Origin of the sequence: Bradyrhizobium sp. McL0616, from assembly GCF_049993385.1 — a bacterium.
GTDB lineage: Bacteria > Pseudomonadota > Alphaproteobacteria > Rhizobiales > Xanthobacteraceae > Bradyrhizobium.
Genome location: NZ_CP188255.1, coordinates 7,343,661 through 7,355,663, shown reverse-complemented (window position 1 = coordinate 7,355,663; position 12,003 = coordinate 7,343,661). Strand labels below are relative to the sequence as shown.

The 12,003-nt window shown below is 65.9% G+C and carries 10 protein-coding genes; 7 read left to right on the top strand and 3 right to left on the bottom strand.

Features of this window, described 5'->3' with window-relative positions:
* Positions 1-262: 262 nt before the first annotated feature.
* From ACPPVR_RS35285 to ACPPVR_RS35270, 4 genes are all read left to right on the top strand, one after another.
* On the top strand, positions 263-2,599 hold the full coding sequence (locus tag ACPPVR_RS35285; protein WP_426611124.1) for a Tex family protein: 2,337 nt from the start codon (positions 263-265) through the stop codon (positions 2,597-2,599).
* A gap of 298 nt (positions 2,600-2,897) precedes the next feature.
* On the top strand, positions 2,898-3,407 hold the full coding sequence (locus ACPPVR_RS35280) for a hypothetical protein (RefSeq protein ID WP_426611123.1): 510 nt from the start codon (positions 2,898-2,900) through the stop codon (positions 3,405-3,407).
* A gap of 97 nt (positions 3,408-3,504) precedes the next feature.
* The gene (locus ACPPVR_RS35275; protein ID WP_426611122.1) at positions 3,505-4,197 is read left to right on the top strand and encodes a response regulator transcription factor; all 693 of its coding nucleotides are present in this window, start codon (positions 3,505-3,507) and stop codon (positions 4,195-4,197) included.
* Positions 4,184-5,257, top strand: a complete 1,074-nt coding sequence (locus ACPPVR_RS35270) for a sensor histidine kinase (protein WP_426611121.1) — start codon at positions 4,184-4,186, stop codon at positions 5,255-5,257. The genes ACPPVR_RS35275 and ACPPVR_RS35270 overlap by 14 nt, the downstream gene beginning before the upstream one ends.
* On the opposite strand, the gene ACPPVR_RS35265 is transcribed toward ACPPVR_RS35270, so the two are convergent.
* The gene (locus tag ACPPVR_RS35265; protein WP_426611120.1) at positions 5,254-5,625 is read right to left on the bottom strand and encodes a response regulator transcription factor; all 372 of its coding nucleotides are present in this window, start codon (positions 5,623-5,625) and stop codon (positions 5,254-5,256) included. The genes ACPPVR_RS35270 and ACPPVR_RS35265 overlap by 4 nt on opposite strands.
* Positions 5,622-6,488 carry a S1C family serine protease gene (locus ACPPVR_RS35260; protein WP_426611119.1) on the bottom strand — a complete coding sequence of 289 codons (867 nt, stop codon included), beginning with the start codon at positions 6,486-6,488 and terminating at the stop codon, positions 5,622-5,624. The genes ACPPVR_RS35265 and ACPPVR_RS35260 overlap by 4 nt, the downstream gene beginning before the upstream one ends.
* Before the next feature lie 182 nt (positions 6,489-6,670).
* On the opposite strand from ACPPVR_RS35260, the gene ACPPVR_RS35255 reads away from it, so the two are divergent.
* On the top strand, positions 6,671-7,636 hold the full coding sequence (locus tag ACPPVR_RS35255; protein WP_426611118.1) for a VOC family protein: 966 nt from the start codon (positions 6,671-6,673) through the stop codon (positions 7,634-7,636).
* A 29-nt stretch (positions 7,637-7,665) separates the two neighbouring features.
* Here ACPPVR_RS35255 and ACPPVR_RS35250 read toward each other — a convergent pair whose 3' ends face one another.
* Complete coding sequence (locus tag ACPPVR_RS35250) at positions 7,666-8,376, bottom strand: transporter (RefSeq protein WP_426611117.1); 711 nt, start codon at positions 8,374-8,376, stop codon at positions 7,666-7,668.
* 236 nt (positions 8,377-8,612) lie between these two features.
* On the opposite strand from ACPPVR_RS35250, the gene ACPPVR_RS35245 reads away from it, so the two are divergent.
* Both ACPPVR_RS35245 and ACPPVR_RS35240 read left to right on the top strand, forming a co-directional pair.
* Positions 8,613-9,488, top strand: a complete 876-nt coding sequence (locus tag ACPPVR_RS35245) for a dihydrodipicolinate synthase family protein (protein ID WP_426611116.1) — start codon at positions 8,613-8,615, stop codon at positions 9,486-9,488.
* Between the two features lie 114 nt (positions 9,489-9,602).
* Positions 9,603-11,927: a xanthine dehydrogenase family protein molybdopterin-binding subunit gene (locus tag ACPPVR_RS35240; RefSeq protein ID WP_426611115.1), complete on the top strand. Its 2,325-nt coding sequence runs from the start codon at positions 9,603-9,605 to the stop codon at positions 11,925-11,927.
* Positions 11,928-12,003 lie beyond the last annotated feature (76 nt).

Sequence of the window (12,003 nt, the reverse complement as noted above, 5' to 3'; positions counted from 1 at the left end):
CCACAAGCGGTCATCCCTCACCGTCATCCCAGCGACAGCCGCTCCGCGGTTGCGCGGGGATGACGGTGTTAGTATCTTGGTCGAAGCAAGAGGAGCGCCCGCCACGCCCCCACGATTGTGGCGAGATCGCATCCCCTCGACAAAAAATCCTCTGTCGACGGTTGCGCGCAGCACCTTGATGAATCAACCTTGGTTGGTCCATAAGCGGCGTCCCGCGGCCGGTTTCGGTTCGCGTTGCGTGCTTGGATAGAGGGATTCTCGCGTGGCGAATATCAACCAGAAGATTGCGCAGGAGCTTGGGGTTCGCCCGGAGCAGGTCGAGGCGACGGTGACGTTGCTCGACGGCGGCGCGACGGTCCCCTTCATCGCCCGCTACCGCAAGGAAGCGACCGGTGCGCTCGACGACGCGCAATTGCGCACCCTGGAGGAGCGCCTGGTTTACCTGCGCGAACTCGAAGACCGCCGCAAGGCTATCCTCGAATCGGTCCGCGAGCAGGGCAAGCTCGATGCCGCGCTGGAAGCCTCCATTCTCGCCGCCGACAGCAAGGCGCGTCTCGAAGACATCTACCTGCCGTTCAAGCCGAAGCGCCGCACCAAGGCCGAGATCGCCAAGGAGGCCGGCCTCGAGCCGCTGGCCAACCAACTGATGTCCGAGCCCACGCACGATCCGAAGATCGTGGCCGAGACCTTCGTCAACGCCGAGAAGGGCGTCGCTGATGCCGCTGCCGCACTCGACGGCGCCCGCGCCATCCTGGTCGAACGCTTCGACGAGGACGCCGACCTGATCGGCGTGTTGCGTGAGGAGATGTGGACCAATGCGCGCATGGCGTCCAAGGTGCGCGAGGGCAAGAAGACCGAGGGCGAAAAATTCGCCGACTACTTTGAATTCTCCGAGCCGCTGACGAAGCTGCCGTCGCATCGCATCCTCGCGATGTTCCGCGGCGAGAAAGAGGAGATTCTCGATCTCCAGATGCAGGCAGAGACTGAGGCGCCGCCCGCCGGCGTGCCGGGCGCCTATGAGCTGAAGATCATGAAGCGGTTCGGCATCGCCGACCTCAAGCGCGCCGGCGATCGCTGGATGATCGACACCGTGCGCTGGGCCTGGCGCACCAAGATCCAGGTGCATCTCAACATCGATCTGCGCATGCGGCTGTGGAACGCGGCCGAGACCGAGGCCGTGCGCGTGTTCGCCTCCAATTTGCGCGACCTGCTGCTGGCCGCGCCCGCCGGCACCCGCGTCACCTTGGGGCTCGATCCCGGTTTCCGCACCGGCGTCAAGGTCGCCGTCACCGACGCGACCGGCAAGGTTGTCGATACCGCTGTGATCTATCCGCACGAACCGCAGCGGCAGTGGAACGAGTCGCTCGCGATCCTCGGCAAGCTCGCGCTGAAGCATCGCGTCGAGCTGATTGCGATCGGCAACGGCACCGCCTCGCGCGAGACCGACAAGCTCGCGGCCGACCTCGTCAAGGGTTTGGCCGAGCTGAAGATGACCAAGATCGTGGTGTCGGAAGCCGGCGCCTCGGTCTATTCGGCCTCGGCCTTCGCCTCGCAGGAATTGCCCGAGCTGGACGTTACGCTGCGCGGCGCGGTCTCGATCGCGCGCCGGCTCCAGGATCCGCTTGCCGAGCTCGTCAAGATCGAGCCCAAGGCGATCGGCGTCGGCCAGTATCAGCACGACCTCGGCCAGGCCAAGCTCGCCAAGTCGCTCGATGCGGTGGTCGAGGATTGCGTGAACGCGGTTGGCGTCGACGTCAACACGGCGTCCGCGCCGCTGCTCGCCCGCGTGTCGGGCGTCGGCTCGGGCCTGGCGCAAAGCATCGTGCAGCATCGCGATGCCAACGGCCCGTTCAAGTCGCGCAAGGCGCTGAAGGAGGTGCCGCGGCTTGGGCCCAAGGCGTTCGAGCAGTGCGCGGGCTTCCTGCGCATCCTTGGCGGCGAGGACCCGCTCGATGCCTCCGGCGTGCATCCGGAAGCCTATCCGGTGGTGCGGCGCATCCTTTCCGCCACCAAGAGCGACATCAAGGCGTTGATCGGCAGCAGTGAGATCGTGCGCACGCTGAAGCCGAAGGATTTCGTCGACGAGACCTTCGGTCTGCCGACTGTCACCGACATTTTGCGCGAGCTAGAAAAGCCCGGCCGCGATCCGCGCCCGGCGTTCAAGGCCGCGGTGTTCATGGAGGGCGTCGAGGAGATCAAGCACCTCAAGAAGGGCATGATCCTCGAGGGCACCGTAACCAACGTCGCCGCCTTCGGCGCTTTCGTCGACATCGGCGTGCACCAGGACGGCCTCGTGCATATCTCGGCGATGTCCAGGACCTACATCAAGGATCCACGCGAGGTGGTGAAGCCCGGCGACATCGTCAAGGTCAAGGTGCTGGACTTCGAGGTCGCCCGCAAGCGCATCTCGCTGACCTTGCGGCTCGACGACGAGGTCGGCGCCAAGAAGGACGCCCCCGGCATGCAGCGCGACAACAACTCCCGCAACTCCGCTCGCATGACCTCATCGGCACCGCGCACGCAGGAGTCCTCCGGCGGCGGTGCCCTCGCCGAAGCGATGCGCCGCGCAGCCGAGAAGAACGGCGGCAACCGGGCCTAGTACTTCACCTCTCCCCGCTCTTTGCGGGTGAGGGGCAACCTCCGCGAGTTGAACTGCTCGACGTATCGGGAGTTCTATCCACGCCGTCATTGTGAGCGCAGCGAAACAATCCAGAGTCTTTCCGGGGAGTGGTTCTGGATTGCTTCGATACGCTCGCAATGACGAAGAGTGAGCAGTGCCTCCCTAACTTCCGCGTCAGAATCTGGCGCATTTGTAAGTTGAAGGCGCCCGCCCATTCTCCTCATCTGATCGTCCTCGTGCGGCGTGGTCACCGCCGCACTGCAAGGAGGATGGACCGATGAACAACAGACTTCTCAAATGTCTCACTGCGGCGACGATTGCAGCAGTGATGGCGGTCGCTTCGCCCGTGCTCGCCCGAGGTGGAGGTGGAGGCGGGGGCGGTGGCCATGGTGGTGGTGGCGGCGGTGGCGGCGGCCATGGTGGTGGTTTCGGCGGTGGCGGACATGGCGGCTTCGGCGGCGGCGGGCATTTCGGTAGCGGAATGCACGCGGGCGGCTTTGGCGGCATGCATGTCGGCGGCATGGGCGGCGCCCGTTTTGCCGGACCGGCCTTCGGCGGGGCACGCTTCGCGCATGCGGCGATCGGGCCGCGCTTCGCCGGCGCAGGCTGGCACGGCAGGCCTTTCATCGGTCGCCACGCCTTCTTCTTTCACCACCACCACTTCCGTCGTTTCGCCGTCTTCGGCGCGCCCTACTATGCCAATTATTACGACGATGGCTGTTGGAGCAGGAGCTTGACGCCCTATGGGTGGCAATGGGTCAATGTGTGCGGGGATAATTGGTACTAGCATCGCTGGACCGCACCATTGTCGCGATCGCCACCAGGTGGTTCCGCTCAGCCCCGGAACGGGATAGTCTGGTGGCGATCGTCGCGCGGAGTTTGTCATGACCGGAGGCCACCGCCGCATCCTGGTCGTCGAGGACGATCCGGAAACTGCCGGCCAGCTCGTCGAGGAGCTGACGACCTCCGGCTACGAGGTCGATCTCGCTGCGACCGGCCGTGAAGCGCTCAGCCATGGTGTCGCCCGCGACTATGCCGTGATCACCATCGACCGCATGCTGCCCGACATCGACGGCATCGCCGTGATGCGCCAGTTGCGCGACGACGGCATCGCCGCGCCCTTCCTGATCATCTCCGCGCTCGGCGAGGTCGACGACCGCGTGCGCGGTTTGCGCGCCGGTGGTGACGACTATCTCGTCAAGCCGTTCTCCTTCGTCGAACTTCTTGCGCGCCTGGAGGCCCTGGGCCGCCGCAGCGAGACCATCGCCAAGGAGACGATTTTGCGGGTCGGCGATCTCGCCATCGACTTGATCGCGCGCAACGCCAGCCGCCGCGGCCGGAAGATCCCGCTGCTGCCGCGCGAGTTTCAGCTGCTCGAATATCTCGTCCGCAACGAGGGCCGCGTCGTCTCTCGCGCGATGCTGCTCCAGCATGTCTGGGACCTGCATTTCGATCCCTCCACCAACATCATCGACGTCTATGTCGGTCGCGTTCGCCGCAAGGTCGACGACGCCCAGGCCTATCCGCTGATCCATACCATTCGCGGCATCGGATATTGCATCCGTGCTCCTGGTTAAGACGCTCCGCTCCTCGACCTTCCGCCTGGCGCTGATCGCGATCGCCGCGTTCGGGCTGATCGTCGCGGCGATCATGGCCTATGTCTATGTCGGCACGCTCGCTTATGTGCGGAGCCGGGTCGGCGATGTCGGTGATCACGAGGGCTTCACCGCCATGATCGAGCTCGCGATGATCGCGGTGGCGGTGCTGCTCGCGGTGCTGGCAAGTCTTGCAGCCGTTCTGGTGACGCGGCGCACGGTCGGGCGGATCGAAGAGATCAATGCCACCAGCCGCGCCATCATGCTTGCCGGCCTCGACCAGCGCATCCCCTTGCGCGGCAGCCACGACGAATGGGACCGCGTCGCCGAAAACCTCAACCAGATGCTCGACCGCATCGAGACGCTGATGGGCGAGGTCAAGCAGGTCAGCGACAACGTCGCCCACGATTTGCGCACGCCGCTGACCCGCATGCGCGGCCGGCTGGAAAAGGCCTACCACGCCCAGCGCAACGGCGAGTCCGATGCCGCCCTGATCGGCGACACCATTGCCGATCTCGATTCCGTGCTCGGCATGTTCGCCTCCATCACACGGATCTCGGAGATCGAGACCCGCGCGCGCAGGAGCGCTTTTCGCGCCCTCGACCTTGCCGAGATCGCCGGCGAGGTTGTCGAGCTCTACGACGCCGCCGCCGAGCAAATTGCCACCCGTCTCAGCCTCAGCGGCGACCGCGAGGTGCCAGTGACCGGTGACCGCGACCTGCTGTTCGACGCCATCGCCAATCTCGTCGATAACGCGATCAAGCACGGCCGCGCGGGCGGCCAGGTGACCGTGACCTGCCGCAACGCCGGCGACGGCGCGATGATTGCGATCACCGACGACGGTCCGGGCATTCCCGCAGGCCAGCGCGATCACGTGTTCAAGCGCTTCTACCGGCTCGAGCAGAGCCGCTACACGCCGGGCAACGGTCTGGGCTTGAGCCTGGTCGCGGCGGTCGCCCGCCTCCATGGCGCGGAGATCACGCTGCATGACGATGCGCCGGGCCTGACGGTCCAGCTCAGCTTCCCGCCTTGCCTGCCCTAGAGCTCGATCACGCCGCGGCGTGCCGCATGCGCCACCGCATCGGTGCGGCCGGTGGCGTCCAGCTTGTCGAGCAGCGAGCCGACATGGAATTTCACGGTGTGCACGGAGATGTTGAGCTGCCGCGCGATCATCTTGTTGGAGGAACCTTCCGCCATCAACGCCAGCACGTCGAGCTCGCGCTGTGTCAGTGCGATGTCCTCGGGCATGTTACGCGGATCGCGGGCGACGACCGTCGCCGCAGCATGTTCGCCGGGCGCGGCGAGGCGAAGCCCGGCGACATTGCCGAGCAGCGTCGCCAGGCGATCGGCGAGGGCGGGATCGTCAATCTCCAGTGACAGCACGATCTCGGGATTGTTGTCCTCGCTCACGCCTCCGGCCTCTCGCCGATCATGACCTTGAAGCCGATCGGTTCGCCGCCGCGGCGCACCGCGACATCGACGACCGTACCGACGCTCGCAGGTCCCAGCGTCCGCAACAGCGCGCGCACGCCGGAAAGCTTCTGGTCGTTGACCGCCACGATCACGTCGCCCTGGCGGATGCCGGCCGCAGCCGAAGGACCGGTCTTGTCGACGTTCATCACCATTGCGCCGAGACCGTCGTCGAGCCGCACCGGCTGGAGGCCGAGCCCGAGATATCCGCGGGCGATGCGGCCGCGCGTCTCGAGTTGTGCCGCGACGCGCTCGATCGTGGCCGTCGGAATCACCAGTACGCGGCGCGGTCCGAGCACGGCCATACCAAAAGCGTCGCCCGCGGCATCGAGCGCAAGGCCGCCCTCCTGGCTGGGACGCAGGCGAACATCGAGCTCGATCCGGGCATCGATGTCGCCGCCGCGCAGGCTGCGCCAGCTCTTGCCGGAGAGCGACACCATTCCGAGCGTCGCACTCGGTGTGTCGCGGTTGGTGGCAACCACGACCGACAGCGTGCCGAGGGCTGGGACCGTCGTGGCCAGCTTGACCGGGGCGATGCCGGTGTCGGCGCGCAATAGCGCGATATCGGTCGTATGGTCGCGGCCGGTGATGGTGGCGGCAACCGTGCGGCCGTCGGCGAGGCCGATCCCGACCTCACCCTCGTCGGCCAACGCCTCGTCTGCGGTGACGATCAGGCCGGACTTCCAGACGAAGCCGGTCGCACGGGAGCGATGCGAATGGACGGAGATGACGGACGGCGCGGTGCGCGCCACGACATCCGCAAGCGCGGACGACAGCGAAGACAGAGCAGTGGGGTCGGTCATGGCAGGCTCCTGTAAGCTGTCCTCAATCTGGGATGTCGCGCGCGATTGCGAAACTGGCCGGGTGGTCAGGACACCGTAGGACCACGGCCGACGAACATGTGATTGGGAGCCGCTCACGGGAACGTGTAGCAATCGGAAAATTGCGCCGCCCGGCCTTAATCGTTTTCAGCGAGCCCTGACTGATGACCATCGATCTCACCCGCCGCACCCTGCTTCAACTTGCCGGCGCCACCTCGCTCGCAATGGCCGCCGCGGCTGCTGCGCGCGCCGAGGGCACTTCGCAAGGCGGCGGCCCGACCTATGCCAGCCGCACGCCGATGCGGGTGGGCATGGTCACGCTCCGGGTGAAGAATCTCGACACGGTTTCGGATTACTACCGCGACGTAATCGGCCTTACGGTGCTGGAGCGCTCGGCCACCGCCGCGAAGCTCGGCACGGCCGGCATCACGCTGCTCGCGCTGGAAGCACGCCCCGACGCCGCGATCGAACCGCGCAATGCGGCCGGCCTCTACCACACCGCCTTCCTGATGCCGACGCGCAAGGACCTCGCGCGCTGGCTGGTGCATGCCGCCTCGCATCGCGTGCCGCTGTCGGGTTTCGCCGATCATCTCGTCAGCGAATCCGTCTATCTCGACGATCCTGAGGGTAACGGCATCGAGGTCTATGCCGACCGCGATCCCTCGCAATGGCAGTGGAGCGAGGGCAGCGTGAAGATGGCGGCCGATGAGCTCAACATTCCCGACCTGCTGTCGCTGACCAATACGCGCGTTGCCGACTATGCCAAGTCGCCCGACGGCCTGCGCGTCGGCCATATGCATCTGCGCGTCGGCGATCTCGCCCAAGCCGAAAGCTTTTACCACGGCGCGGTCGGCCTCGATCCGACGCGCAAGCGCAACGGCGCCGCGTTCCTGTCGTCCGGCCGCTATCACCATCACCTCGGCATGAACGTCTGGCAGAGCCAGGGCGCCGGCCAGCGCGACGATGCCACGACGGGGCTCGCCTGGTTCTCGCTGGTGACGGAGAAGCCGGAGCTGCTCGCCGCGCAGGAAGAGCGCCTGTACAAGGCCGCCGTCCAAATCGCACAGCTGCCGGGTGGCGTCGAGGCGATCGATCCCTGGGGCACGCGGGTGCGGCTTCTCAAGGTGTGAGCCGGTCGCGCAACGTCCCTAAGCAGTGGTCAATGCCGTAGCGCTGGTCTTGCCGCAGTGCTCAGGACGTTGTCCCAGCGGTAAGAGTAACCGACGCCGATGATGTAGTCGGGCGAATTCCGGTTGAGGCCGAAAGCCAGGTGAAAATCGAGTTGCTCGGTGCGGTTCAGGAGATAGCCGCCGCCAACATTGAGCAGCGCGGTGCTCGCACCCCGCGATGGAAAGTCGCCGACATATTCGGCGAACAGCGCCAGCCTTTCGCTGACCTTCCGCTCGATTACGAAGGTCGCTTCGCTGGTCTGGTGGTTGGCGAAATCGGACGGTCGAAAGAAGCTCGTGACCATCCCGCTGATGCCCCAGCCGCCGCCGAGCTCGTAAGACCAGGGCAGTTGCAGGTAGGGCTGAAGGCCCGCGCCGGTGATAGCGGGTGTGCCGGTCGGCAGGCCGACACCGAAGACGACCGAGAGGTTCGCAGGCTCGGGCAGCCCGCTCACCTGCCATTTCACAGAGGGGGTTACATTGGTGAAACCGGTGTCGACCGCGCCTGTCAGCCGCCCGACATAGCTGGGAACATCAAGCAGCACTTCAAGGCACGGCGCGACGCCGAAACGGATGCGGCTGTTGCTGCCGTCAAACCCCTTGCCGGCGCTCTGGCCGGAGGTGTTGAGGCCGTTCTCGATCTGGATGCTGCCCGCCGGCACGACCAGGCTGGAATTGGTCACGTCAGGACGATCGGTCACAATTTCCGATTGGGCGGACGGGCATTCACCTGCCTCAGCCAGGCCGGGGTAAAGTGCGACCGCGAGCGCACCGGCGCAACGCAACGAGGTCCGCCAACGCTGCAGGACAATTCCCAAAACCACAAATACGCTCTTCGAAGGCAGTTCACTTGATGGCAATAATGCCCCGTGATAGCACGCGCCGGATTGCGCGTGTGTTCAAGAAGACCAGACTCCTCCGGATTTTATTCCCCGATATGAGCGATTTTCACGGCGTCTTCCCCTATCTCGTTTCGCCCGTCGATGCCGATGGCGCGGTGCGGACGAATGTGCTCGCAAAGCTCTGCGATGATCTGATCGGTGCCGGTGTCCACGGATTGACCCCGCTGGGTTCGACCGGCGAGTTCGCCTATCTCAACGCAGCGCAGCGCACGGCGATCGTGCAGACCACGATCGAGGCAGCAAAGGGCCGCGTGCCGGTCGTTGCCGGCGTTGCCTCCACCTCGACGGCGGATGCGGTGGCGCAGGCGAAGGCCTACCAGAAGCTCGGCGCCGACGGCATTCTAGCAATCCTGGAGGCTTACTTCCCGCTCTCCGACGCCCAGGTCGAATCCTACTTCCGCAGCATCGCGGATGCCGTGGACATCCCCGTCGTCATCTACACCAATCCGCAATTCCAGCGCTCCGACCTCACCCTCGACATCATCGCGCGCCTCGCCGAGCATCCGCGCATTGGCTACATCAAGGACGCCTCGACCAACACCGGCCGGCTGCTCTCGATCATGAACCGCTGCGGCGATGCCTTGCGCGTGTTCTCGGCCTCCGCCCATATCCCGGCCGCGGTGATGCTGATCGGCGGGCTCGGTTGGATGGCGGGGCCGGCCTGCATCATCCCGCGCCAGAGTGTCGCGCTCTACGACCTCTGCAAGGGCGGCCGCTGGGACGAGGCCATGGCGCTCCAGCGCCGGCTGTGGCGCATCAACGAAGCCTTCGCCCGCTTCAACCTCGCGGCCTGCATCAAGGCGGGCCTGGCGATCCAGGGCTACGACGTCGGCGATCCCGTCCCGCCGCAGGCGGCGCTGACAATCGAGCAGCGCAAGGTCGTGGAAGCGGCGCTGCGGGAGCTGGCATAGCGCCTCCCGGCATGACTAAACCATGGTCCCGCCGCCCAAAACCGCGGCTGGTCTCGCATAGCTCGATCCGCTAAAAGGCAGCCCGATTTCAAGAGACTTCGAGGACTGAGCGGAATGAACATTCTTCCCGGCAATCTGCGTTTCGGAGCGGGCCAGCCCGTCAAGCGTTTGGAAGACCAGCGGCTGCTTACCGGGAAGGGGCAGTTCATCGACGACAAGCCGGCGGACGGCGCGCTGTGGTTGCACGTGCTGCGCTCACCGCATGCCCACGCCAAAATCGTCTCGATCGATACCGCTGCGGCGGCCGGAATGTCCGGCGTCGCCGCAATCTACACCGGCGCCGATCTGATCAAGGACGACGTCGGCACCATCCCGACGCTGAGCATCTTCAAGCGCCCCGACGGCAAGCCGATGACGGTGCCGCCGCGCCGGCTGCTCGCTCATGAAATCGTGCGCTACACCGGCGAGGCGGTGGCGGCAGTGGTGGCGTCATCACGCGCAGAGGCCCAGAGCGCGGCCGAAGCGATCGTCGTCGAGTACGACGTACGGCCCGCGGTGGTCGATCCTGTCGAGGCCGTAAAACCCGGCGCGCCGGTGGTGTGGCCGGATGCGCCCGACAACATCGTCGGCGCGATGAGCTACGGCGATGCCGCCAAGGTGGATGAAGTCTTCGCCAGCGCCGCGCACACGGTCGAACTCGATCTCGTCAGCCAGCGCCTCGTGCCCTCCGCCATGGAGCCGCGCTCGACCATTGCCGAGATCGACAAGGCCACTGGCCGGCTCTTCCTGCATGTGCAGTCGCAGACCCCGGCTTCGACCCGCGACGTGCTCGCGGAGGCCGTGCTGAAGCGGCCGAAGGACAGCGTGCGCGTGCTGGTCGGCGATATCGGCGGCGGCTTTGGTCAGAAGACCAATCTCTATCCGGAAGACGGCATTGTCGCCTATGTCGCGACCAAGTTGCACAAGAAGATCCGCTGGCGCGGTGACCGCACCGACGAATTCGTCGGCGGCACCCACGGCCGCGATCTCACCTCGACGGCCTCCTTCGCGCTCGACGAGAAAGGCAAGGTGCTAGCCTATCGCGTCACCTCGATCGGCTGCACCGGCGCGTATTCCTCGGGTGCGGGCAACATCATTCCGCTGGTGCTCGGGCCGTTCGTGCAGACTGGCGTCTATGACCTGCCGCTGGTGCATTTCGAGATCAAGTCGGTGATGACCCACACCGCCCCGGTCGGCGCCTATCGCGGCGCCGGCCGCCCCGAGGCCGTCTTCATCGTCGAGCGCCTGTTTGATGCGGCTGCGCGAAAGATCGGCATGGATCCGCGCGCGATCCGCAAGGTGAATTACATCAAGCCGGCACAGCTGCCCTACACCAACGCCGCCGGTCAGGTCTATGACTCCGGCGCCTTCGCGCACATGCTCGATCGTGCCGTCAAGCTCGCCGACTGGGATGGCTTCGCCGCGCGCAAGAAAGCCGCGAAGAAGAAGGGCCTGCTCTATGGCCGCGGACTCACCTCCTACATCGAATGGACCGGTGGCCGCGCCCATACCGAGAAGGTCAGCCTGCACGCGACCTCGCAGGGCCGCGTCATCCTGCATTCCGGCACCATGGCGATGGGGCAGGGGCTGGCGACCACCTACACCCAGATGATCGCCGACACGCTCGGCATCACTATGGACAAGATCGACGTGGTGCAGGGCGATACCGATCTCGCCACGGGCTTCGGCAGCGTCGGCTCACGCTCGCTGTTCGTCGGCGGCACCGCGGTCGCGGTGTCCTCCAACGATTTGATCCAGAAGGCGCGCGAGAAGGCCGCGAACGTGCTCGAGACTTCGGTCGAGGACATCGAATATCAGGGCGGCATGCTCACCGTGGTCGGCACCGATCGCCGCATCAGCCTGTTCGACATCGCCGAGAAGGAGAGCGGTGCCAAGCTCAGCGTCGATTCCGAGGGTGAGGTCGACGGGCCGAGCTGGCCGAACGGCACGCATATCTGCGAGGTCGAGATCGATCCCGAGACCGGCGTCTCCCGCGTCGTGCGCTACACCACGGTCGACGACGTCGGCGTCGCCGTGAACCCGATGCTGGTGACGGGCCAGATCCATGGCGGCGTGGCGCAGGGCATCGGCCAGGCGCTGTATGAAGGCGTGTCATACGATGCCGACGGCCAGCTCCTTACCGCGAGCTACCAGGACTATTGCATCCCGCGCGCCGACGACGTGCCGCCGATCGTGGTGACGCTCGACGATTCCGCGCCCTGCCGCACCAATCCCCTCGGCGCCAAGGGCTGCGGCGAATCCGGCGCCATCGGCGGCCCGCCCTGCGTCACCAACGGCGTGATGGATGCGCTCGCCGAGCTCGGCATCAGCCAGCTCAACACGCCGCTGACGCCGCAGAAGATCTGGAAGGCGATCCGGGACGCGAAGGTGGCGGGCTAACTCTCCTCGTCGTCCCGGCGAAGGCCGGGACCCATAACCACCGAGTCAGGTTTGGTGAAGACTGGTGGTTACCGAC

Coding starts and splice junctions, on each gene's coding strand:
- ACPPVR_RS35280 (WP_426611123.1), top strand. CDS start 2,898: ATGAACAACAGACTTCTCAAATGTCTCACTGCGGCGACGATTGCAGCA.
- ACPPVR_RS35275 (WP_426611122.1), top strand. CDS start 3,505: ATGACCGGAGGCCACCGCCGCATCCTGGTCGTCGAGGACGATCCGGAA.
- ACPPVR_RS35260 (WP_426611119.1), bottom strand. CDS start 6,488: ATGACCGACCCCACTGCTCTGTCTTCGCTGTCGTCCGCGCTTGCGGAT.
- ACPPVR_RS35255 (WP_426611118.1), top strand. CDS start 6,671: ATGACCATCGATCTCACCCGCCGCACCCTGCTTCAACTTGCCGGCGCC.
- ACPPVR_RS35245 (WP_426611116.1), top strand. CDS start 8,613: ATGAGCGATTTTCACGGCGTCTTCCCCTATCTCGTTTCGCCCGTCGAT.
- ACPPVR_RS35240 (WP_426611115.1), top strand. CDS start 9,603: ATGAACATTCTTCCCGGCAATCTGCGTTTCGGAGCGGGCCAGCCCGTC.